Here is a 22,682-nt window from a genome sequence, read left to right on the forward strand (position 1 = left end):
ACCAGTGAAGAATCGACCCCGAAAGAGGGATTGACGACAAGTGCTCGACGTCAACTTCTTCGACGAGCTGCGGATCGGCCTTGCTACCGCTGACGACATTCGTCAGTGGTCCCACGGTGAGGTCAAGAAGCCGGAGACCATCAACTACCGCACCCTCAAGCCCGAAAAGGACGGACTCTTCTGCGAGAAGATCTTCGGTCCGACCCGGGACTGGGAGTGCTACTGCGGTAAGTACAAGCGCGTCCGCTTCAAGGGCATCATCTGCGAGCGCTGCGGTGTCGAGGTAACTCGCGCCAAGGTGCGTCGTGAGCGGATGGGCCACATCGAGCTGGCCGCTCCCGTCACCCACATCTGGTACTTCAAGGGCGTTCCGTCGCGTCTTGGCTACCTGCTCGACCTCGCCCCGAAGGACCTCGAAAAGGTCATCTACTTCGCCGCGTACATGATCACGTACGTGGACGACGAGCGTCGTACGCGTGACCTGCCCTCGCTGGAGGCGCACGTCTCCGTCGAGCGTCAGCAGGTCGAGAACCGTCGCGACTCCGACCTGGAGGCCCGCGCCAAGAAGCTCGAGACCGACCTGGCCGAGCTCGAGGCCGAGGGCGCCAAGGCCGACGTGCGCCGCAAGGTGCGCGAAGGTGCCGAGCGCGAGATGAAGCAGCTGCGCGACCGTGCGCAGCGCGAGATCGACCGTCTCGACGAGGTGTGGACCCGCTTCAAGAACCTCAAGGTCCAGGACCTCGAAGGTGACGAGCTGCTCTACCGCGAGCTGCGTGACCGCTTCGGCACGTACTTCGACGGATCGATGGGTGCCGCGGCGCTGCAGAAGCGCCTGGAGTCCTTCGACCTCGACGAGGAAGCCGAGCGGCTCCGCGAGATCATCCGTACCGGCAAGGGCCAGAAGAAGACCCGTGCGCTGAAGCGGCTGAAGGTCGTGTCTGCCTTCCTGCAGACCTCCAACAGCCCCAAGGGCATGGTCCTCGACTGCGTCCCGGTCATCCCGCCGGACCTTCGCCCGATGGTGCAGCTGGACGGTGGCCGCTTCGCGACCTCCGACCTGAACGACCTGTACCGCCGTGTGATCAACCGCAACAACCGCCTGAAGCGGCTTCTCGACCTCGGCGCGCCCGAGATCATCGTGAACAACGAGAAGCGCATGCTCCAGGAGGCCGTGGACGCCCTCTTCGACAACGGTCGTCGTGGTCGCCCGGTCACCGGTCCCGGCAACCGCCCGCTGAAGTCCCTGAGCGACATGCTCAAGGGCAAGCAGGGTCGTTTCCGCCAGAACCTCCTCGGCAAGCGCGTGGACTACTCCGCGCGTTCCGTGATCGTCGTCGGTCCGCAGCTCAAGCTGCACCAGTGCGGTCTGCCGAAGGCGATGGCGCTGGAGCTCTTCAAGCCGTTCGTGATGAAGCGCCTGGTGGACCTGAACCACGCGCAGAACATCAAGAGCGCCAAGCGCATGGTGGAGCGCGGCCGCACGGTCGTGTACGACGTCCTCGAAGAGGTCATCGCCGAGCACCCGGTTCTGCTGAACCGTGCGCCCACCCTGCACCGCCTCGGCATCCAGGCCTTCGAGCCGCAGCTGGTCGAGGGCAAGGCCATCCAGATCCACCCGCTCGTCTGCACCGCGTTCAACGCGGACTTCGACGGTGACCAGATGGCCGTGCACCTGCCGCTCTCCGCGGAGGCGCAGGCCGAGGCCCGCATCCTGATGCTGTCCTCGAACAACATCCTCAAGCCCGCCGACGGCCGTCCGGTGACGATGCCGACCCAGGACATGGTCCTCGGTCTGTTCTTCCTCACCACCGACGGCGAGCTGCGGGACGTCAAGGGCGAGGGCCGGTCGTTCGGTTCCACGGCCGAGGCGATCATGGCGTTCGACGCCGGCGAGCTCTCGCTGCAGTCGCGCGTGGACATCCGCTTCCCGGTGGGCACCATCCCGCCGCGCGGCTGGACCCCGCCGGCGCGTGAGGAGGGCGAGCCGGAGTGGCAGCAGGGTGACACCTTCCGCCTGAACACCACTCTGGGCCGCGCGCTCTTCAACGAGCTGCTGCCCGAGGACTACCCGTTCGTCGACTACGAGGTCGGCAAGAAGCAGCTCTCCGAGATCGTCAACGACCTCGCCGAGCGGTACCCCAAGGTCATCGTGGCGGCGACGCTCGACAACCTGAAGGCCTCCGGCTTCTTCTGGGCGACCCGTTCCGGCGTCACCGTGGCCATCTCCGACATCGTCGTTCCCGACGCGAAGCGCGCGATCGTCAAGGGTTACGAGGACCAGGACGAGAAGGTCCAGAAGCAGTACGAGCGCGGTCTGATCACCAAGGACGAGCGCACGCAGGAGCTCATCGCGATCTGGACCAAGGCGACCAACGAGGTTGCCGAGGCGATGAACGCGAACTTCCCGAAGACCAACCCGGTCTCGATGATGGTGAACTCCGGTGCTCGCGGAAACATGATGCAGATGCGTCAGATCGCGGGTATGCGTGGTCTGGTGTCGAACGCCAAGAACGAGACGATCCCCCGTCCCATCAAGGCGTCCTTCCGTGAGGGCCTGTCCGTGCTGGAGTACTTCATCTCCACGCACGGTGCCCGTAAGGGTCTGGCGGACACCGCCCTGCGTACCGCCGACTCGGGTTACCTCACCCGTCGTCTGGTGGACGTCTCGCAGGACGTCATCATCCGCGAGGAGGACTGCGGCACCGACCGCGGTCTGCGCCTGGAGATCGCCGAGGTCGGCGCCGACGGCGTGCTGCGCAAGGCGGAGAACGTCGAGACCAGCGTGTACGCACGTGCGCTGGCCGAGGACATCACCGTCGACGGGCGGGTGCTGGCCCCGGCCAACACCGACCTCGGCGACGTCCTCATCGACGAGCTGGTCAAGCACGGCATCAAGGAGGTCAAGACCCGTTCGGTCCTGACCTGCGAGTCCGCCGTCGGTACCTGCGCCATGTGCTACGGCCGTTCGCTGGCCACCGGCAAGCTGGTCGACATCGGTGAGGCGGTCGGCATCATCGCCGCCCAGTCCATCGGTGAGCCCGGCACGCAGCTGACGATGCGTACCTTCCACACCGGTGGTGTGGCCGGTGACGACATCACCCAGGGTCTGCCCCGTGTCGTCGAGCTCTTCGAGGCTCGTACGCCCAAGGGTGTCGCCCCGATCTCCGAGGCCTCCGGCCGCGTGCGGATCGAGGAGACCGAGAAGACCAAGAAGCTCGTCGTCACCCCGGACGACGGCAGCGACGAGACGGCGTTCCCGATCTCGAAGCGTGCCCGACTCCTGGTCAGCGAGGGCGAGCACGTCGAGGTGGGCCAGAAGCTCACCGTGGGTGCCACCAACCCGCACGACGTGCTGCGCATCCTGGGTCAGCGTGCCGTCCAGGTCCACCTGGTCGGAGAGGTCCAGCGGGTCTACAACTCGCAGGGCGTGTCGATCCACGACAAGCACATCGAGATCATCATCCGGCAGATGCTGCGCCGTGTGACGATCATCGAGTCGGGCGACGCGGAACTGCTGCCCGGCGAGCTCGTCGAGCGGTCGAAGTTCGAGACCGAGAACCGTCGTGTGGTGCAGGAAGGCGGCCACCCGGCCTCCGGCCGTCCGCAGCTGATGGGTATCACCAAGGCCTCGCTCGCCACCGAGTCGTGGCTGTCGGCGGCGTCCTTCCAGGAGACGACCAGGGTTCTGACGGACGCGGCGATCAACGCCAAGTCCGACTCCCTGATCGGCCTCAAGGAGAACGTCATCATCGGTAAGCTCATCCCGGCCGGTACGGGTCTGTCCCGCTACCGCAACATCCGGGTCGAGCCGACCGAGGAGGCCAAGGCCGCGATGTACTCGGCCGTCGGCTACGACGACATCGACTACTCGCCGTTCGGCACGGGCTCCGGCCAGGCCGTTCCGCTGGAGGACTACGACTACGGTCCGTACAACCAGTAGGCAGGTCGCCTGAACAAGGCGCCTGATCGAGTCAGAGGGGCGGTCACCTTTCGGGGTGACCGCCCTTCGGCGTTCCCGGGCCGGCCCGCCGTCGCCGCGTCGGGAATTTCTGATATGGGCTCGGCGGGAACCTGTGCCCGTATTGCCGCGTTGGAGCATGATGGAGATCCGTGGAGAGCCAGTCGTCGGGGGAGGTGCTCCCGTGTCGTATCCGTCGCCGTGGCAGCCGGGGCAGTCCGGGCCGGGGTGGAATCAGCCGCGTGCCTGGCAGGAGCCGCAGGCCGCCGGCCACTCGATGCTCGCGTCCACCGCCGACCGGGAGCGGGCCGTGGACGTCCTCAGAGCCGGGTTCGGTGAGGGGCGGATGCAGCAGCCCGAGTTCGAGAAGCGGGTGGCGCGGGCCTACGCGGCCCGTACGGTGGGCGAGCTGGCCCTCCTGGTGGCAGACCTCCCGCAGGGGCCCGTACCGCTTCCGGCGGTCTCTGGGCCCGTGCCACGGACCTTCCTGCCCGTCGCCGCGCCGCCCAAGACGAACGAGAAGGCGATCGGGGCGGCGATCTGCGGTGTGCTCTGTCTGGTGACCGCCGGGCTCACGGGTGTTCCCGCGGTGATCCTGGGCCACAGCGCCCGCTCCGAGATGCGGCGCACCGGCGAGGGTGGCGAAGGTCTCGCGCTCATGGGACTGGTCTTCGGCTGGCTGTCCACGGTGGGCTGGGCGCTGTTCGTGACCTTGCTGTTCGTGGCTGTGCTGGCGTCCTGACGAAGATCGTTGAAGGACCTGCGGCTTGGCATGGTCCGCTCAGGGATGCCAGTGCGGTCCATTTGTTTTGACCGCAGCCTATGAGGTAGGTACGCTCAGACCTTGTGCCTGGGGTGTGCCCTGGCTCCCGTGCGTGCCTTCAACCGCACTAGGGGAGTCATCACCGGCCACCGCAATCTGCGCCCCTCCCGCCTCGCGGCGGGAATCTGCAGTGTTCGACACACCCGACCGCGTGGGTCGGCGGTGTTCCAGGTTAGCTTCACCATTCGGCACACAGAAACCGGAGAAGTAGTGCCTACGATCCAGCAGCTGGTCCGGAAGGGCCGGCAGGACAAGGTCGAGAAGAACAAGACGCCCGCACTCGAGGGTTCGCCCCAGCGTCGCGGCGTCTGCACGCGTGTGTTCACGACCACCCCGAAGAAGCCGAACTCGGCCCTGCGTAAGGTCGCGCGTGTGCGTCTGACCAGCGGGATCGAGGTCACTGCTTACATTCCGGGTGAGGGACACAACCTGCAGGAGCACTCGATCGTGCTCGTGCGCGGCGGCCGTGTGAAGGACCTGCCCGGTGTTCGCTACAAGATCATCCGCGGTTCCCTCGACACCCAGGGTGTCAAGAACCGCAAGCAGGCCCGCAGCCGCTACGGCGCCAAGAAGGAGAAGTAGAAATGCCTCGTAAGGGCCCCGCCCCGAAGCGCCCGGTCATCATCGACCCGGTCTACGGTTCCCCTCTGGTGACCTCCCTGATCAACAAGGTGCTGCTGAACGGCAAGCGCTCCACCGCCGAGCGCATCGTCTACGGCGCCATGGAGGGCCTGCGCGAGAAGACCGGCAACGACCCGGTCATCACGCTCAAGCGCGCTCTGGAGAACATCAAGCCGACCCTCGAGGTCAAGTCCCGCCGAGTCGGCGGTGCGACGTACCAGGTCCCGATCGAGGTCAAGCCCGGTCGCGCCAGCACGCTCGCCCTGCGGTGGCTCGTCGGTTACTCCCGCGCCCGTCGCGAGAAGACGATGACCGAGCGTCTGCTCAACGAGCTTCTCGACGCCTCCAACGGCCTTGGTGCCGCTGTGAAGAAGCGCGAGGACACCCACAAGATGGCCGAGTCCAACAAGGCCTTCGCGCACTACCGCTGGTAGTCGCTACCCCCATCGAGACCGAGAGAAGACCGAAGCCTTATGGCTACCACTTCACTTGACCTGGCCAGGGTCCGCAACATCGGGATCATGGCCCATATCGACGCGGGCAAGACGACCACCACCGAGCGGATCCTCTTCTACACCGGCGTCAGCTACAAGATCGGTGAGGTCCACGACGGCGCTGCGACCATGGACTGGATGGAGCAGGAGCAGGAGCGTGGCATCACGATCACCTCTGCTGCGACCACCTGTCACTGGCCGCTCGACGACAACGACTACACCATCAACATCATCGACACCCCGGGGCACGTGGACTTCACGGTCGAGGTGGAGCGTTCGCTCCGCGTCCTCGACGGTGCCGTCACGGTGTTCGACGGTGTCGCGGGCGTTGAGCCGCAGTCCGAGACGGTGTGGCGTCAGGCCGACCGCTACGGCGTGCCGCGCATCTGCTTCGTCAACAAGCTCGACCGGACCGGCGCGGAGTTCCACCGCTGCGTCGACATGATCTCGGATCGCCTCGGTGCGCAGCCGCTGGTCATGCAGCTTCCGATCGGCGCCGAGGCCGACTTCAAGGGTGTCGTCGACCTCGTCACCATGAAGGCGTTCGTCTGGTCCGCCGAGGCCGCCAAGGGCGAGATGTACGACGTCGTCGACATCCCGGCCACGCACGCCGAGGCTGCCGAGGAGTACCGCGGCAAGCTGATCGAGGCCGTCGCGGAGAACGACGAAGAGATCATGGAGCTGTACCTGGAGGGCGAAGAGCCTTCCGAGGAGCAGCTGTACGCCGCGATCCGTCGCATCACCATCGCGTCCGGCAAGTCCAGCGACACCACGGTCACCCCGGTGTTCTGTGGCACCGCGTTCAAGAACAAGGGCGTCCAGCCCCTGCTCGACGCGGTCGTGCGCTACCTCCCGACCCCGCTTGACGTCGAGGCCATCGAAGGCCACGACGTGAAGGACCCCGAGGTCGTCGTGAAGCGCAAGCCGTCCGTGGACGAGCCGCTCTCCGCCCTCGCGTTCAAGATCATGAGCGACCCGCACCTGGGCAAGCTCACCTTCGTCCGGGTGTACTCGGGCCGCCTGGAGTCCGGCACTGCCGTGCTGAACTCCGTCAAGGGCAAGAAGGAGCGCATCGGCAAGATCTACCGCATGCACGCGAACAAGCGTGAGGAGATCGAGGCGGTGGGCGCCGGCGACATCGTCGCCGTGATGGGTCTGAAGCAGACCACCACCGGTGAGACGCTCTCCGACGACAAGAACCCGGTCATCCTGGAGTCCATGGACTTCCCGGCGCCGGTCATTCAGGTCGCCATCGAGCCCAAGTCCAAGGGTGACCAGGAGAAGCTGGGTGTAGCCATCCAGCGTCTCGCGGAGGAGGACCCCTCCTTCCAGGTTCACTCGGACGAGGAGACCGGCCAGACCATCATCGGTGGTATGGGCGAGCTGCACCTCGAGGTGCTGGTCGACCGTATGCGCCGTGAGTTCAAGGTCGAGGCCAACGTCGGTAAGCCGCAGGTCGCGTACCGTGAGACGATCCGCAAGGCCGTCGAGCGCGTGGACTACACCCACAAGAAGCAGACCGGTGGTACCGGTCAGTTCGCCAAGGTGCAGATCGCGATCGAGCCCATCACCGAGGCCGACGGCCCGGCGTACGAGTTCGTGAACAAGGTCACCGGTGGCCGTATCCCGCGGGAGTACATCCCGTCGGTGGACGCCGGTGCGCAGGAGGCCATGCAGTTCGGCATCCTCGCCGGGTACGAGATGACGGGTGTCCGCATCACGCTTCTCGACGGTGCCTACCACGAGGTCGACTCCTCCGAGCTGGCGTTCAAGATCGCCGGTTCGCAGGCCTTCAAGGAGGCTGCCCGCAAGGCCAGCCCCGTGCTCCTCGAGCCGATGATGGCCGTCGAGGTCACCACGCCCGAGGACTACATGGGCGAGGTCATCGGCGACATCAACTCCCGCCGTGGCCAGATCCAGGCCATGGAGGAGCGTGCCGGTGCCCGCGTCGTGAAGGGCCTCGTGCCCCTCTCGGAGATGTTCGGCTACGTCGGCGACCTCCGCAGCAAGACCTCGGGTCGCGCAAGCTACTCGATGCAGTTCGACTCCTACGCCGAGGTTCCCAGGAACGTCGCCGAGGAGATCATCGCGAAGGCCAAGGGCGAGTAACACACACCGTTTACACGCTTTAGGCTTGACACCGACCGCCAGGGCCACGAACCGGCGGGGACGAGGGATCGTCCCGGCCCCGTGGACCTCGGCGGGCGGCATCCCAGCAAAGATCACCCTGGCGCCGATGAGTAAGGCGTACCAGAACCACTCCGCAGGAGGATTCAGTGGCGAAGGCAAAGTTCGAGCGGACTAAGCCGCACGTCAACATCGGCACCATCGGTCACATCGACCACGGTAAGACGACCCTCACGGCCGCCATTACCAAGGTGCTGCACGACGCGTACCCGGACCTGAACGAGGCCTCGGCCTTCGACCAGATCGACAAGGCTCCCGAAGAGCGCCAGCGCGGTATCACGATCTCGATCGCGCACGTCGAGTACCAGACCGAGACGCGTCACTACGCCCACGTCGACTGCCCCGGTCACGCGGACTACATCAAGAACATGATCACGGGTGCGGCGCAGATGGACGGCGCCATCCTCGTTGTCGCCGCCACGGACGGCCCGATGCCGCAGACCAAGGAGCACGTGCTCCTGGCCCGCCAGGTCGGCGTTCCGTACATCGTCGTCGCGCTGAACAAGGCCGACATGGTGGACGACGAGGAGATCCTGGAGCTCGTCGAGCTCGAGGTCCGTGAGCTCCTCTCCGAGTACGAGTTCCCGGGCGACGACCTTCCGGTCGTCAAGGTCTCGGCGCTCAAGGCTCTTGAGGGCGACGCCGAGTGGGGCAAGTCCGTCCTCGACCTGATGAAGGCCGTCGACGAGTCGATCCCGCAGCCCGAGCGTGACGTCGACAAGCCGTTCCTGATGCCGATCGAGGACGTCTTCACGATCACCGGTCGTGGCACCGTCGTCACCGGCCGTATCGAGCGTGGTGTCCTCAAGGTCAACGAGACCGTCGACATCGTCGGCATCAAGACCGAGAAGACCACCACCACGGTCACCGGCATCGAGATGTTCCGCAAGCTGCTCGACGAGGGCCAGGCCGGTGAGAACGTCGGTCTGCTCCTCCGTGGCATCAAGCGCGAGGACGTCGAGCGCGGCCAGGTCATCATCAAGCCGGGCTCGGTCACGCCCCACACCTCGTTCGAGGCGCAGGCGTACATCCTGTCCAAGGACGAGGGCGGCCGTCACACGCCGTTCTTCAACAACTACCGTCCCCAGTTCTACTTCCGCACGACGGACGTGACTGGTGTGGTGACCCTCCCCGAGGGCACCGAGATGGTCATGCCGGGCGACAACACTGAGATGACCGTTGAGCTCATCCAGCCCGTCGCCATGGAGGAGGGCCTCAAGTTCGCCATCCGTGAGGGTGGCCGGACCGTCGGCGCCGGCCAGGTCACCAAGATCAACAAGTAGTCTCGGCTGCCTGTTGGGCTTGAACGCCTGGTAGCTCCACAGCGGTATCGCTCCGCGAAGAGCTCCTGAAGGGGCCCGTACGACTTCGGTCGTACGGGCCCCTTTGCTGTGCCCGGGTGGGGTAGGGGGTGGTCGTCGAAATGATTCGTCACGAAAGTGTTCGGCGGTGACGACCCGTTCCCCCTCAGGGGTCACTCCCGTCACCGTTTGTCATGCCGACATTCGCTACGGGGACGGTCGAGGGGTGACGCATGTCCGGAGGGGTCAGTCGTAGAGCCGTGCTGGGGGCCGGGGCGGGGGCCGGGCTGCTGGGGTTGCCGGGGGCCGGGGCCGCGTGGGCGGAGGGTGCGCCGCGGGCCGCTGCCGGTACCGCTTCGGACCCGGGGGCGTACATCTCCTTCTCGCCGGAGCCCGGGGCCTTTCGGCTCGTGGGTGCCCCGGTCGTAGTGAGCACCGACGACCACTCCGGAGTCGTACGCGTGGCAGGGGATCTGCGGGACGACATCGAGCGCGTCACGGGGGTGCGGCCGGGGTCGTCGCTGTCGGCGCGGGAGGTCGTGCTGGTCGGGACGATCGGGCGCAGTCCGCTGATCGACGGGCTGGTCGCCGCCGGGAAGCTCGACGTCGGCGGGGTCCGCGGCAGATGGGAGACCTCGCTGCAGACCGTGGTCGAACGGCCGATGCCCGGGGTGGACCGGGCGTTCGTGATCGCCGGCAGCGACCAGCGCGGCACGATCTTCGGGGCGTACGACGTCTCGTACGGGATCGGGGTCTCGCCCTGGTACTGGTGGGACGACGTGCTGCCGGTGCGGCGCGGCGAGGTGTATGTGCGGCGGGGGCGCTTCAGTCAGGGGACGCCGGCCGTGAAGTACCGGGGTGTCTTCATCAACGACGAGAATCCGGCGCTGGGGACCTGGGCGCCCGGGTACTTCGGGCCGGGGAAGGCTCCCGGTCACCCCGGCGGCTTCACCGCGGACTTCTACGCGAAGGTCTTCGAGGTCCTGCTGCGGCTGAAGGCGAACTATCTGTGGCCGGCGGTGTGGGGGCGGGCGTTCGCGGAGGACGACCCGGGGAACCACGCGCGGGCGAAGGCGTATGGGATTGTCATGGGCACGTCTCATGAGGCGCCGATGATGCGGGGCATCGAGGAGTGGAACCGCCATGCCGTGCCGGCCGTGCGGGACAGCGCGGGGAACATCGTGACGCCGGGGCGGGACCCGTACGGCGGCACCGGCGAGTGGTCGTTCCGGCGGAACGCGGACGCGGTCAAGGCGTACTGGCGCGACGGCATCGAGCGCATGGTCGACCAGGGCTTCGAGGGCGTCGTCACCCTCGGCATGCGGGGCAACGGCGACACGAGCCTGCCGGACGGCGACGGCATCGAGCTGATGCGGGAGATCATCGCGACGCAGCGGTCGATCATCGAGGACGTCACCGGTCGGGCGGCCGCCGAGACCCCGCAGGTCTGGACGCTCTACAAGGAGGTCCAGCGGTACTGGGACCGCGGCCTGCGGGCGCCGGACGATGTCACGGTCGTGCTGACGGATGACAACTGGGGCAACATCCGTAAGCATCCGGATCCGGCGGAGGGGGAGCGGGGTGGCGGTTACGGCCTGTACTACCACTTCGACTATGTGGGCGTCGGCCGCAACTACAAGTGGGTGGACACCGCGTCGCTGCCGAACCTGTGGGACCAGCTCCACCAGGCGATCGCGTACGGGAACCGGGAGCTGTGGGTCACGAACGTCGGCGATCTGAAGGGCAACGAGCTGCCGACGCAGTTCTTCCTCGACTACGCCTGGGATCCGGGGCGTTGGCCGCTGGAGCGGCTCGGGGAGTGGGAGCGGCGGTACGCGCGGCAGAACTTCGGCCGGACGCCCGGTCAGGTGGAGGCGATCGCCGAACTGCTGGCGGCGTACGGACAGCTCCAGTCGCGGCGCAAGCCCGAGTTGCTGAACCGCAGGATCACGCTGGTGGACGGGCGGGTCGTGTACGACGACCAGCAGACGCCGTTCTTCTTCGGCCACCGTGAACTGGAGCGGGTCACCGAGGAGTGGCGGCGGCTGGGCGCCGATGCCGAGCGGATCGGACGGCGGCTTCCGGCCCGTGACCAGGACGCGTGGTTCGAACTGGTCGGGTACGAGGTGGCGGCGACGGCCAACCTGTACGGGCTGCGGGCGGCGGAGTTCACCAACCTGCTGTACGCCGGGCAGGGGCGGGCCGCGACGAACGGCCTCGCGGCCGAGGCGGAAGCGGGCCTTGCCCGGGACCTCGCACTCGCCGAACGCTTCAACTCGCAGGTGGCGGGCGGCAAATGGCGCGGCTTCCAGACACAGCCGCACATCGGGTACGGGGATGTGGAGCGCTACGGCCCGAACGCGCCCTGGCAGCAGCCCGAGCGGGACAACGTGGCGCTGCCGGACGAGATCTTCCCGGCGGTACGGCGGATCGAGGTGGCCTCGGGGGCGGAGCTGGGGGTGGCGGTGGACGGGGCGGAGGAGTGGTGGCCGGGGGGTGGTTCGCCCGGAGGGGCTGTGCTGCCGGTTCTCAGTCCGTTCCAGACGCGGCCCGATCAGTACATCGAGGTGTTCAACCGGGGGCGTACGGCCTTCGACTACCGGATCACGCCGTCCGTGCCGTGGCTCGTGGCCGACCGGCCGCGGGGGCGGGTCCAGGAGCAGGTACGGGTCGTCCTGACGGTGGACTGGGCGAAGGCCCCGCGGGGTCGGACGGAGGCGTCGGTGACCGTGGAGGGGGCGGGGGAGACGGTGGAGGTCGGAGTGATCGCCGAGCAGCCGTCGGTACGGGCGTCGCGGGGGCTGCGGGGGTTCGTGGAGGCGGGCGGTTACGTCGCCGTCGACGCCGAGCACTTCGCGCGCTCGGTGGGGACGTGGCGGCGTATCGACGGGATCGGGCGTACGGAGGCGGGGGTGACGCCGTGGCCGGTGACGGCTCCGAGCCGGACCCCGGGGGGTTCGTCACCTCGGCTGGAGTACGAGGTGAGTCTGCTGGCGGCGGGGACGGTGACGGTGTGGGCGTATCTGTCGCCTCGTAACCCGACTCTGCCGACGGGCGGGCTGAGATACGGGGTCTCGTTCGACGGGGACGCGCCGCAGATCGTCGACATCCAGGCGGCGACCGGGGCCGACGACGGGCTGATGAACATGGAGTGGGCCCGCAACACATCGGACAACGTCAACCGCACGTCTACGCGCCACATGATCGGGGCCGCGGGGGTGCACCGGCTGAAGTTCTGGATGGTCGATCCGACGGTGGTGGTGCAGCGGCTCGTGATCGACACGGGTGGGTTGACGGCGACGTATCTGGGGCCGCGAGAGAGTCGGCGTCTGCTCTGAGCCGTCTGATCTGAGTCGCCTGCTTTGAGCCATCTGCTCTGAGATCGTCTGCTCTGAGTCCAGAGCTTTGGGTCAGGGCTGGGAGCCGTGAGTCTTGATCGACTGCTCGATCGTGTAGGCGGACGCGGTGAACGCCTCGATCTGCTCCGCTGTCAGCTCCCGGACGGAGATCTCCTCCAGCGTCCGCCACATGTCGGCGATGGGGGCGCGCAGGGCGCGGCCGGCGTCGGTCAGCCGGACGACCAGGACGCGCCGGTCGTGTTCGGCGGGTTCTCGGGTGAGGAGCCCGGCGTCCTGCATGCGGCGCAGCGACTTGGAGACGGTGGAGTGGTCGAGGCCGACGCCTTCCAGGAGTTCGGACTGTGTCTGGCCGTCGCGGTCGAAGAGCTGCATCAGCAGCAGTTCCTGACCTGGGTGCAGGTTCATGGCGCGGAGCATGGCGGCGGCGTGGCCGCGGTGGGTGCGGGCGAGTACGAATATGGCGTAGCTGAGGCGTCCGTCGCGCGCCGTGCTCGGGGGGTCGGACACGGGGTGGGTCATTGCTGCTCCTGGGCGGGGCGCTGGCTGCGGGCGGGTGGGCGGGTGGGCGGGTGGGTCGGGTGGGGTGGGGTGGGCGGCGGCGGTCCGGAGCGTATCCGGTCGGCCGGGGCGGGGGTGGCGGGGGTCGGCGCCGTTCCCCGCGCCCCTGAGGGGCGAAAAGATTGCGTCGTTGGCCGCGGCCCTTGGGGGAGGGGGCTGGAGGTTAGTTGATGGTGAGGATCAGTTTTCCGCGGGTGTGGCCTGCGTCGCTGGACTGTTGGGCCTTTGCCGCGTCGGCCAGCGGGTGGGTCGCGCCGACGGTGAGTACCAGGTCGCCGTCGGCGGCCTGTTGAGCGAGTTCGGCCAGCCTGGTGGCTGAGCGGCGCTGGGGGCCCTCGGCGAAGACGATGCCGAGTTCGCGGGCCCGGAAGTCGGCGGTGGTGACGATCCGGTCGGTGCCGCCGCGCAGGGTGATGGAGTCCTCCAGCGCGCCCTTGCCCGCGGCGTCGAACACCGCGTCCACACCGCTCGGGGCGAGCGCGCGGACCCGCTCGACCAGGCCGTCCCCGTAGACCAGGGCGGTGGCGCCGAGCGAGGTGACGTACTCCTGGTTGGCCGGGCCTGCGGTGCCGATGACACGGGCGCCGCGGGCGACGGCGAGCTGCACGGCGACCGTGCCCAGCGCGCCGGACGCGCCGTGGATCAGCAGCGTTTCGCCGGCCTTCACGTCGAGCAGGTCCAGGACCCGGTCGGCGCCGTCGCTCGCCACGGGCAGTGCTGCCGCGTGGGTCCAGTCCAGGCCGGCGGGCTTGAGGGCGATGACGGTCGCGTCGGCCAGCGCGTACTCGGCGTAGGAGCCGGTCTCGGACCAGCCCAGTACCTCGTCGCCCACCTTGAAGCGGTCGACGCCTTCGCCGAGGGCGTCGACGATGCCGGCGATCTCGCCACCGGGGACGGCGGGCAGGGTGGTGGGGAAGATGGCCTCCATGATCCCGGAGCGGATCTTTCCGTCCACCGGGTTGACGCCGACCGCCCGGACCTGGACGCGGACCTGGCCGGGCCCGGGCTGCGGCACCTCGATCTCGGCCTCGTGCAGGACCTCGGTACCGCCGAACGCGTCGAAAACGATGGCCTTCATGACAGCTGTCTCCTTCGGTGAGCCGATCTGGCGACACGCATTTACGTGGCCAGCCACATAAAAAGTAGCACCGATTATGTGGCTAGCCAAGTAGTTGGCCGAGGAGGCTCGGATGCTCGAAGGAGTGCTGATCGCCGAGAGTCTGCGGACCGGGCTCGCGCCTCAGTGTGTGAGGCGTGGGCCCAGTACCGGTAGGAGGCGGTCCCGCAGGAGGCGGCGGGTCGGTTCGAAGGTGTTCCACAGGAGTTTGTGGTGGGTGCCGTCGGTCATGTGGGCGGTCAGGCCGGACGTGGTGACGCCGCCGTGCAGACGCGCGTGGTCGATCCCGGCGAGGTCGATCACCTTGTTCGTGCGGTGGCCGGCCAGGATCGCCTCGGGGTCGTACGCCATGACCGTGTACGGGTCGCGGGGCATCGCGATGGAACCGCTGACTGAGTTCACCGTCGAGTCCAGCAGGCCGCTGCGGACGCGGACCAGGGCGTCAGGGAGCAGCCACAGTTCCCCGTGGATCCAGTCCAGCCAGCCGGTCGTGCATGTACGGGCCAGCAGCCTGGCGGGCTGCAGCCGGATGCGGGACGCCCGGGCGGCGGCCTCGTCGAGCAGGGTGCCCCACGCGTCCGCGGAGGCGATCCGGCGCCGTTCGCGCACGGTGTGCGTCGGCGAGACGAAGTGGAGGTCCGTCCAGCGGCCCTCGTCCGCCACGGCGACCAGCCGTATGTGCCAGGAGGGGGAGGTGAACCGTACGACCAGGTACTCGCCGGTCTCGCCCTCGCGGGTGGAGGAGGTCTCGATCCCCTGGGTCCGCCAGTGCGGACCGCGTAGTTCCGCCCGGGCCGCGGCCTGCTCCAGGTCCAGTCGTCTGCTCACGCCGCCGATCATGGCGGAGGCGACACGATCAGGGTAGGGGCGGCCCGTGTTTGACGCGCGTCCCCCCGGGGGTATCCTCTGGGGCTCGATTCGCCAGCTCCCCGCCCCGTATGGCAGACTGTCGGGGTTGCTCGGTTGAGTGCCGATGCTGCGCGCCTCCCGCCGGGAGGACCGGAAGCGAGTCCCACAGTACTCGTCGCGCCAACTGCCGAAAGGCAGCGCTGGAGCGGACGTACGGGAATCTTCCGGGAAGTGTCAGCGGGGTGCAGACCAGGCACCCGGTGGGTGTTCGGCCCCCGGTTCCGCGGTCGTCTTTGGGATGGGCCGTGTCCCTGGCAGGGAAATCCGCTTATGGATATCTCTGCGGTGAGGATGCGACACACCCGACCGCGTGGGTCGGAGGCGGGGACGCGAACCCGCGGGTTGCAGAGCGTTTCACTAGACAAAGGACTACTGAGTAGCCATGGCGGGACAGAAGATCCGCATCCGGCTCAAGGCCTACGACCACGAGGTCATCGATTCCTCGGCGAAGAAGATCGTCGAGACGGTGACGCGCACTGGTGCGTCGGTCGCGGGCCCGGTGCCGCTGCCCACTGAGAAGAACGTGTACTGCGTCATCAAGTCGCCGCACAAGTACAAGGACTCGCGCGAGCACTTCGAGATGCGCACGCACAAGCGCCTGATCGACATTCTCGACCCGACCCCCAAGACCGTTGACTCTTTGATGCGACTCGACCTCCCGGCCGGTGTCGACATCGAGATCAAGCTCTAAGGGATGTGGTCTGAGAATGGCTAAGCAGATCAAGGGCATCCTGGGCGAGAAGCTCGGCATGACGCAGGTGTGGGACGAGAACAACCGTGTTGTTCCGGTCACCGTCGTCAAGGCCAGCCCCAACGTCGTGACCCAGGTCCGTACGAATGACGTCGACGGCTACGAGTCGGTCCAGATCGCCTTCGGCGAGATCGACCCGCGCAAGGTGAACAAGCCCCTCAAGGGCCACTTCGCCAAGGCCGACGTCACTCCCCGCCGTCACCTCGTCGAGATCCGTACCGCTGACGCCAGCGAGTACATCCTCGGCCAGGAGATCACCGCTGAGACCTTCGAGTCCGGCGTCAAGGTGGACGTGACCGGTACGAGCAAGGGCAAGGGCTTCGCCGGTGTCATGAAGCGTCACAACTTCAAGGGACTCGGCGCCGGTCACGGCACCCAGCGCAAGCACCGCTCTCCCGGCTCCATCGGTGGCTGCGCCACCCCGGGCCGTGTGTTCAAGGGCCTCCGCATGGCGGGTCGCATGGGCAACGAGCGCGTCACCACCCAGAACCTGACCGTCCACGCCGTTGACGCGGAGAAGGGTCTGCTGCTCATCAAGGGCGCGGTCCCCGGTCCGAACGGCGGCCTCGTCCTGGTCCGCACAGCGGCCAAGGGGGCCTGAGGTACCGATGAGCACTGTTGACATCATTTCGCCGGCAGGCGACAAGACCGGGACGGTCGAGCTCCCCGCGGAGATCTTCGACGTCGAGAAGATCAGCATCCCGCTGCTTCACCAGGTCGTAGTCGCCCAGCTGGCCGCTGCCCGCCAGGGCACGCACAAGACCAAGACCCGCGGCGAGGTTCGTGGTGGCGGTAAGAAGCCTTACCGTCAGAAGGGCACCGGCCGCGCACGCCAGGGCTCGACCCGCGCCCCGCAGTTCGCCGGTGGTGGCGTCGTCCACGGCCCGCAGCCGCGTGACTACTCGCAGCGGACCCCGAAGAAGATGAAGGCCGCGGCCCTGCGCCACGCCCTCACCGACCGGGCCCGCAACGCTCGCATCCACGTCGTCTCCGGCGTGATCGAGGGCGACAACCCCTCCACCAAGGCCGCGAAGGTCCTGCTCGGCAAGATCTCGGAGCGCAAGAACCTGCTCCTGGTCATCGACCGTGCCGACGAGGCCGCGCTGCTCTCCGCGCGCAACCTGCCCCAGGTCCACATCCTGGAGCCGGGCCAGCTGAACACGTACGACGTTCTCGTCTCGGACGACGTGGTCTTCACCCAGGCCGCTTTCGAGTCCTTCGTGTCTGGCCCCCAGGCCGCTGACACCGAAGGGAGCGAAGCCTGATGGCTACGCGTCACCCGAGCATTGCCCCCAAGGCGGCCAAGGCCGCCAAGGCCGCGCGCATCGCCAAGGCGAAGCGCCACGAGGCCGAGGGCAAGAACACCGTAGAGACGCCGATCAGCAAGAGCTTCACGGACCCCCGTGACGTCCTCATCAAGCCGGTCGTCTCCGAGAAGAGCTACGCGCTGCTCGACGAGGGCAAGTACACCTTCGTCGTCGCGCCGGGCGCCAACAAGACCCAGATCAAGCAGGCCGTCCAGGCGGTCTTCTCGGTCAAGGTCACCGGGGTCAACACGATCAACCGCCAGGGAAAGCGCAAGCGGACCAAGAGCGGCTTCGGCAAGCGTGCTGACACCAAGCGCGCCATCGTGACCCTCGCTGAGGGCGACCGTATCGACATCTTCGGCCAGGCCTCCTAACGGAGCGCCCTGGTCCGAATATCGGACGAGGACTGAGAAATGGGAATCCGCAAGTACAAGCCGACTACGCCGGGCCGTCGTGGCTCCAGCGTCGCCGACTTCGTCGAGGTCACGCGGTCCACGCCGGAGAAGTCGCTGGTCCGCCCGCTGCACAGCAAGGGCGGCCGTAACAACGCCGGTCGTGTGACCGTTCGCCACCAGGGTGGCGGACACAAGCGCGCCTACCGAGTGATCGACTTCCGTCGGCACGACAAGGACGGCGTGCCGGCGAAGGTCGCGCACATCGAGTACGACCCCAACCGCACCGCGCGCATCGCGCTGCTTCACTACGCGGACGGCGAGAAGCGCTACATCCTCGCCCCCCGCAACCTGTCGCAGGGCGACCGCGTCGAGAACGGTCCCGGGGCCGACATCAAGCCGGGCAACAACCTGGCGCTCCGCAACATCCCGGTCGGTACCACGATCCACGCGATCGAGCTCCGTCCCGGTGGCGGTGCCAAGTTCGCCCGCTCCGCCGGTGCCTCCGTGCAGCTGCTCGCGAAGGAGGGCCAGATGGCCCACCTGCGCATGCCGTCCGGAGAGATCCGCCTGGTCGACGTGCGCTGCCGCGCCACCGTCGGCGAGGTCGGCAACGCCGAGCAGTCGAACATCAACTGGGGCAAGGCCGGCCGCAAGCGCTGGCTGGGCGTCCGCCCGACCGTTCGCGGTGTGGCGATGAACCCGGTTGACCACCCGCACGGTGGTGGTGAAGGCAAGACCTCCGGTGGACGTCACCCGGTCTCGCCGTGGGGTCAGAAGGAGGGTCGTACTCGTTCGCCGAAGAAGGCATCGAACAAGTACATCGTCCGCCGCCGCAAGACGAACAAGAAGCGCTAGGAGCGGGTTTAGATGCCGCGCAGTCTCAAGAAGGGGCCCTTCGTCGACGACCACCTGATCAAGAAGGTGGACGTACAGAACGAAGCCGGTTCCAAGAACGTCATCAAGACCTGGTCCCGTCGCTCGATGATCATCCCGGCCATGCTCGGCCACACGATCGCGGTGCACAACGGCAAGACCCACATTCCGGTGTTTGTCACCGAGTCGATGGTCGGCCACAAGCTCGGCGAGTTCTCGCCGACGCGCACCTTCCGGGGTCACGTCAAGGACGACCGGAAGTCGAAGCGCCGCTAACGCGGGGTGGAATGACCATGACAGACACTGGAAGGACAACCATGGAAGCCAGGGCCCAGGCGCGGTACATCCGCGTCACGCCCATGAAGGCCCGCCGTGTGGTGGACCTTATCCGTGGCATGGATGCCACGGAGGCTCAGGCGGTCCTGCGTTTCGCCCCGCAGGCCGCGAGCGTGCCCGTCGGCAAGGTGCTTGACAGCGCCATCGCCAACGCCGCACACAACTACGACCACACCGACGCCGACAGCCTCGTCATCTCCGAGGCGTACGTCGACGAGGGTCCGACCCTGAAGCGGTTCCGTCCGCGCGCCCAGGGCCGCGCCTACCGGATCCGCAAGCGGACCAGCCACATCACCGTGGTCGTCAGCAGCAAGGAAGGAACCCGGTAATGGGCCAGAAGGTTAACCCGCATGGGTTCCGGCTCGGCATCACCACGGACTTCAAGTCCCGCTGGTACGCCGACAAGCTGTACAAGGACTACGTCAAGGAAGACGTCGCCATCCGTCGGATGATGACGTCCGGCATGGAGCGCGCCGGCATCTCGAAGGTGGAGATCGAGCGCACCCGTGACCGCGTCCGTGTGGACATCCACACCGCGCGCCCGGGCATTGTCATCGGCCGCCGTGGCGCCGAGGCCGACCGCATCCGCGGTGACCTGGAGAAGCTGACCGGCAAGCAGGTCCAGCTGAACATCCTTGAGGTCAAGAGCCCGGAGACGGACGCTCAGCTGGTGGCCCAGGCCGTCGCCGAGCAGCTGTCCTCCCGCGTCTCCTTCCGTCGCGCCATGCGTAAGAGCATGCAGGGCACGATGAAGGCCGGCGCCAAGGGCATCAAGATCCAGTGTGGTGGCCGTCTCGGCGGCGCCGAGATGTCCCGCTCGGAGTTCTACCGCGAGGGCCGCGTGCCCCTGCACACGCTCCGCGCGAACGTCGACTACGGCTTCTTCGAGGCCAAGACGACCTTCGGCCGCATCGGTGTGAAGGTCTGGATCTACAAGGGCGATGTCAAGAACATCGCCGAGGTCCGCGCCGAGAACGCCGCGGCCCGTGCGGGTAACCGCCCGGCCCGTGGTGGAGCCGGTGGCGGCGGCGACCGCCCGGCCCGTGGCGGTCGTGGTGGCGAGCGTGGCGGCCGTGGCCGCAAGCCGCAGCAGCAGTCCGCGCCGGCAGCCGAGGCCCCCAAGGCCGACGCTCCCGCCGCCGCTGCCGCTCCGGCCGAGAGCACCGGAACGGAGGCCTGACCGAAATGCTGATCCCTCGTAGGGTCAAGCACCGCAAGCAGCACCACCCGAAGCGCCGCGGTCAGGCCAAGGGCGGTACGCAGGTTTCGTTCGGCGAGTACGGCATTCAGGCCCTCACGCCGGCATACGTCACGAACCGCCAGATCGAGGCGGCTCGTATCGCGATGACCCGCCACATCAAGCGTGGCGGCAAGGTCTGGATCAACATCTACCCGGACCGCCCGCTGACGAAGAAGCCCGCCGAGACCCGCATGGGTTCCGGTAAGGGTTCGCCCGAGTGGTGGGTCGCGAACGTGCACCCGGGCCGGGTCATGTTCGAACTGTCCTACCCCAACGAGAAGATCGCCCGTGAGGCCCTCACTCGCGCAGCCCACAAGCTGCCGATGAAGTGCCGGATCGTCAAGCGCGAGGCAGGTGAAGCGTGATGTCGGCCGGTACCAAGGCGTCCGAGCTGCGCGAACTGGGTGACGAGGAGCTTCTCGCGAAGCTTCGCGAAGCCAAGGAAGAGCTGTTCAACCTCCGCTTCCAGGCGGCGACCGGTCAGCTCGAAAACCACGGGCGGCTCAAGGCCGTCCGCAAGGACATCGCGCGGATCTACACCCTGATGCGTGAGCGCGAGCTGGGCATCGAGACGGTGGAGAGCGCATGAGCGAGAACAACGTGACCGAAGAGACCAAGACGAGCCGCGGCTTCCGCAAGACCCGTGAGGGTCTCGTCGTCAGCGACAAGATGGACAAGACCGTCGTCGTCGCTGTCGAGGACCGCGTCAAGCACGCGCTGTACGGCAAGGTCATCCGCCGTACGAACAAGCTCAAGGCGCACGACGAGCAGAACGCCGCGGGCGTCGGCGACCGGGTTGTCATCATGGAGACCCGTCCGCTGTCCGCGACGAAGCGCTGGCGCATCGTCGAGATCCTTGAGAAGGCCAAGTAGCAAGTACTTGAGGGGTTTCCCTCAGGTTGGTTCCGCCAGGCTCGGCAGGGGTTCCCGTGAAGGGGCCCCTGCCGGGAACCGGCAGACAATCAGGAGATAGACGTGATCCAGCAGGAGTCGCGACTGCGTGTCGCCGACAACACTGGTGCGAAGGAAATCCTTTGCATCCGTGTGCTCGGTGGCTCCGGTCGCCGCTACGCGGGCATCGGTGACGTCATCGTCGCCACCGTCAAGGACGCGATCCCCGGCGGCAATGTGAAGAAGGGTGACGTCATCAAGGCGGTCATCGTTCGCACTGTCAAGGAGCGTCGCCGTCCCGACGGCTCGTACATCCGCTTCGACGAGAACGCCGCCGTCATTCTGAAGAACGACGGCGACCCTCGCGGCACCCGTATCTTCGGCCCTGTCGGCCGTGAGCTGCGCGAGAAGAAGTTCATGAAGATCATCTCGCTCGCGCCGGAGGTGCTGTAAGCATGAAGATCAAGAAGGGCGACCTGGTTCAGGTCATCACCGGTAAGGACAAGGGCAAGCAGGGCAAGGTCATTGCCGCTTACCCGCGCGACGAGCGCGTCCTGGTCGAGGGTGTCAACCGGGTCAAGAAGCACACGAAGGCCGGTCCCACCGCTCGTGGTTCGCAGGCCGGTGGCATCGTCACGACCGAGGCTCCCATCCACGTCTCCAACGTCCAGCTGGTCGTGGAGAAGGACGGGAACAAGGTCGTCACGCGCGTCGGTTTCCGCTTCGACGACGAAGGCAACAAGATCCGCGTTGCCAAGCGGACGGGTGAGGACATCTGATGGCTACCACCACCATTCCGCGTCTGAAGACGAAGTACCGCGAGGAGATCGCGGGCAAGCTGCAGGAAGAGTTCTCGTACGAGAACGTCATGCAGACCCCGGGCCTCGTCAAGATCGTGGTCAACATGGGTGTGGGCGACGCCGCCCGCGACTCCAAGCTGATCGAGGGCGCCATCCGCGACCTCACCACGATCACCGGTCAGAAGCCGGCCGTCACCAAGGCCCGCAAGTCCATCGCGCAGTTCAAGCTGCGTGAGGGTCAGCCGATCGGTGCCCACGTCACGCTTCGTGGCGACCGCATGTGGGAGTTCCTGGACCGCACCCTGTCGCTCGCGCTTCCGCGCATCCGCGACTTCCGTGGTCTGTCTCCCAAGCAGTTCGACGGTCGTGGCAACTACACCTTCGGTCTCACCGAGCAGGTCATGTTCCACGAGATCGACCAGGACAAGATCGACCGCGTCCGGGGTATGGACATCACCGTGGTGACCACGGCGACCAACGACGCCGAAGGCCGTGCCCTTCTCCGTCACCTCGGCTTCCCCTTCAAGGAGGCGTAAGCGAGATGGCGAAGAAGGCTCTGATTGCCAAGGCTGCTCGTAAGCCCAAGTTCGGTGTGCGTGGCTACACCCGTTGCCAGCGCTGCGGCCGCCCGCACTCCGTGTACCGCAAGTTCGGTCTCTGCCGTGTGTGCCTTCGTGAGATGGCTCACCGTGGAGAGCTCCCGGGCGTGACCAAGAGCTCCTGGTAGTCCCCCTAAAAGGACTCCCCGGACGCTCTCGGTAA

General features: G+C 67.1%; 25 protein-coding genes. 22 read left to right on the forward strand and 3 right to left on the reverse strand.

The genetic code is table 11. The features are described from left to right. The first annotated feature begins 40 nt into the window (after positions 1-40). The 7 genes from IE278_RS28350 (at position 41) to IE278_RS28380 (ending at position 12,722) form a co-directional block, all read left to right on the forward strand. On the forward strand, positions 41-3,940 hold the full coding sequence (locus IE278_RS28350; RefSeq protein WP_189776114.1) for a DNA-directed RNA polymerase subunit beta': 3,900 nt from the start codon (positions 41-43) through the stop codon (positions 3,938-3,940). A gap of 202 nt (positions 3,941-4,142) precedes the next feature. Further along, positions 4,143-4,700 (forward strand): DUF1707 and DUF4190 domain-containing protein, encoded by a 558-nt coding sequence (locus IE278_RS28355; RefSeq protein WP_246570770.1) that lies wholly within the window; start codon positions 4,143-4,145, stop codon positions 4,698-4,700. Positions 4,701-4,991: 291 nt separating this feature from the next. Next, complete coding sequence (gene rpsL, locus IE278_RS28360; RefSeq protein ID WP_003948652.1) at positions 4,992-5,363, forward strand: 30S ribosomal protein S12; 372 nt, start codon at positions 4,992-4,994, stop codon at positions 5,361-5,363. 2 nt (positions 5,364-5,365) lie between these two features. Continuing rightward, a complete protein-coding gene (rpsG, locus tag IE278_RS28365) occupies positions 5,366-5,836 on the forward strand; it encodes a 30S ribosomal protein S7 (protein WP_081218873.1) in 471 nt (156 codons plus the stop codon). Positions 5,837-5,875: 39 nt separating this feature from the next. Next, on the forward strand, positions 5,876-8,005 hold the full coding sequence (gene fusA, locus IE278_RS28370) for an elongation factor G (protein ID WP_189776115.1): 2,130 nt from the start codon (positions 5,876-5,878) through the stop codon (positions 8,003-8,005). 167 nt (positions 8,006-8,172) lie between these two features. Continuing rightward, positions 8,173-9,366, forward strand: coding sequence for an elongation factor Tu (gene tuf / locus IE278_RS28375; RefSeq protein WP_107020991.1), 1,194 nt, complete (start codon positions 8,173-8,175; stop codon positions 9,364-9,366). 251 nt (positions 9,367-9,617) lie between these two features. Beyond that, positions 9,618-12,722: a glycosyl hydrolase 115 family protein gene (locus tag IE278_RS28380; RefSeq protein ID WP_189776116.1), complete on the forward strand. Its 3,105-nt coding sequence runs from the start codon at positions 9,618-9,620 to the stop codon at positions 12,720-12,722. 72 nt (positions 12,723-12,794) lie between these two features. Here the strand turns inward: IE278_RS28380 and IE278_RS28385 are convergent, their stop codons facing one another. The 3 genes from IE278_RS28385 to IE278_RS28395 form a co-directional block, all read right to left on the reverse strand. Further along, positions 12,795-13,262, reverse strand: a complete 468-nt coding sequence (locus IE278_RS28385; RefSeq protein WP_189776117.1) for a MarR family winged helix-turn-helix transcriptional regulator — start codon at positions 13,260-13,262, stop codon at positions 12,795-12,797. 202 nt (positions 13,263-13,464) lie between these two features. Next, positions 13,465-14,379: an NADP-dependent oxidoreductase gene (locus tag IE278_RS28390; RefSeq protein WP_189776118.1), complete on the reverse strand. Its 915-nt coding sequence runs from the start codon at positions 14,377-14,379 to the stop codon at positions 13,465-13,467. 162 nt (positions 14,380-14,541) lie between these two features. Beyond that, positions 14,542-15,246 carry a hypothetical protein gene (locus IE278_RS28395; protein WP_189776119.1) on the reverse strand — a complete coding sequence of 235 codons (705 nt, stop codon included), beginning with the start codon at positions 15,244-15,246 and terminating at the stop codon, positions 14,542-14,544. Between the two features lie 463 nt (positions 15,247-15,709). Here IE278_RS28395 and rpsJ point away from each other — a divergent pair, with 463 nt between their 5' ends. The 15 genes from rpsJ (at position 15,710) to IE278_RS28470 (ending at position 22,647) form a co-directional block, all read left to right on the forward strand. Continuing rightward, positions 15,710-16,018 (forward strand): 30S ribosomal protein S10, encoded by a 309-nt coding sequence (gene rpsJ / locus IE278_RS28400; RefSeq protein ID WP_003948644.1) that lies wholly within the window; start codon positions 15,710-15,712, stop codon positions 16,016-16,018. Between the two features lie 16 nt (positions 16,019-16,034). Continuing rightward, on the forward strand, positions 16,035-16,679 hold the full coding sequence (gene rplC, locus IE278_RS28405; protein ID WP_189776120.1) for a 50S ribosomal protein L3: 645 nt from the start codon (positions 16,035-16,037) through the stop codon (positions 16,677-16,679). A gap of 7 nt (positions 16,680-16,686) precedes the next feature. After that, positions 16,687-17,343 (forward strand): 50S ribosomal protein L4, encoded by a 657-nt coding sequence (gene rplD / locus IE278_RS28410; RefSeq protein WP_189776121.1) that lies wholly within the window; start codon positions 16,687-16,689, stop codon positions 17,341-17,343. Next, a complete protein-coding gene (rplW, locus tag IE278_RS28415) occupies positions 17,343-17,759 on the forward strand; it encodes a 50S ribosomal protein L23 (protein WP_189776122.1) in 417 nt (138 codons plus the stop codon). Before rplD ends, rplW begins: the two co-directional genes overlap by 1 nt. Positions 17,760-17,798: 39 nt before the next feature. Beyond that, positions 17,799-18,635, forward strand: coding sequence for a 50S ribosomal protein L2 (rplB, locus tag IE278_RS28420; RefSeq protein WP_028805741.1), 837 nt, complete (start codon positions 17,799-17,801; stop codon positions 18,633-18,635). 12 nt (positions 18,636-18,647) lie between these two features. Then, positions 18,648-18,929 (forward strand): 30S ribosomal protein S19, encoded by a 282-nt coding sequence (gene rpsS, locus IE278_RS28425; protein ID WP_006376029.1) that lies wholly within the window; start codon positions 18,648-18,650, stop codon positions 18,927-18,929. Positions 18,930-18,970: 41 nt separating this feature from the next. Beyond that, positions 18,971-19,318 carry a 50S ribosomal protein L22 gene (gene rplV / locus IE278_RS28430; protein WP_030619142.1) on the forward strand — a complete coding sequence of 116 codons (348 nt, stop codon included), beginning with the start codon at positions 18,971-18,973 and terminating at the stop codon, positions 19,316-19,318. Next, positions 19,318-20,169 (forward strand): 30S ribosomal protein S3, encoded by an 852-nt coding sequence (gene rpsC / locus IE278_RS28435; protein ID WP_107022196.1) that lies wholly within the window; start codon positions 19,318-19,320, stop codon positions 20,167-20,169. The genes rplV and rpsC overlap by 1 nt, the downstream gene beginning before the upstream one ends. A 5-nt stretch (positions 20,170-20,174) precedes the next feature. Beyond that, positions 20,175-20,594 (forward strand): 50S ribosomal protein L16, encoded by a 420-nt coding sequence (gene rplP / locus IE278_RS28440; protein ID WP_099500627.1) that lies wholly within the window; start codon positions 20,175-20,177, stop codon positions 20,592-20,594. Beyond that, positions 20,594-20,818: a 50S ribosomal protein L29 gene (gene rpmC, locus IE278_RS28445; RefSeq protein ID WP_003998824.1), complete on the forward strand. Its 225-nt coding sequence runs from the start codon at positions 20,594-20,596 to the stop codon at positions 20,816-20,818. The genes rplP and rpmC overlap by 1 nt, the downstream gene beginning before the upstream one ends. Further along, positions 20,815-21,102, forward strand: coding sequence for a 30S ribosomal protein S17 (rpsQ, locus tag IE278_RS28450; RefSeq protein ID WP_107022197.1), 288 nt, complete (start codon positions 20,815-20,817; stop codon positions 21,100-21,102). Before rpmC ends, rpsQ begins: the two co-directional genes overlap by 4 nt. A 102-nt stretch (positions 21,103-21,204) precedes the next feature. Next, positions 21,205-21,573 (forward strand): 50S ribosomal protein L14, encoded by a 369-nt coding sequence (gene rplN, locus IE278_RS28455; RefSeq protein ID WP_003992364.1) that lies wholly within the window; start codon positions 21,205-21,207, stop codon positions 21,571-21,573. 2 nt (positions 21,574-21,575) lie between these two features. Then, positions 21,576-21,899, forward strand: a complete 324-nt coding sequence (gene rplX / locus IE278_RS28460; protein WP_189776123.1) for a 50S ribosomal protein L24 — start codon at positions 21,576-21,578, stop codon at positions 21,897-21,899. Beyond that, complete coding sequence (rplE, locus tag IE278_RS28465; protein WP_107022199.1) at positions 21,899-22,456, forward strand: 50S ribosomal protein L5; 558 nt, start codon at positions 21,899-21,901, stop codon at positions 22,454-22,456. The genes rplX and rplE overlap by 1 nt, the downstream gene beginning before the upstream one ends. 5 nt (positions 22,457-22,461) lie before the next feature. Next, complete coding sequence (locus tag IE278_RS28470) at positions 22,462-22,647, forward strand: type Z 30S ribosomal protein S14 (RefSeq protein WP_003948630.1); 186 nt, start codon at positions 22,462-22,464, stop codon at positions 22,645-22,647. Positions 22,648-22,682: the final 35 nt, after the last annotated feature.

Origin of the sequence: Streptomyces tauricus (genome assembly GCF_014650955.1) — a bacterium.
Taxonomy (GTDB): domain Bacteria; phylum Actinomycetota; class Actinomycetes; order Streptomycetales; family Streptomycetaceae; genus Streptomyces; species Streptomyces tauricus.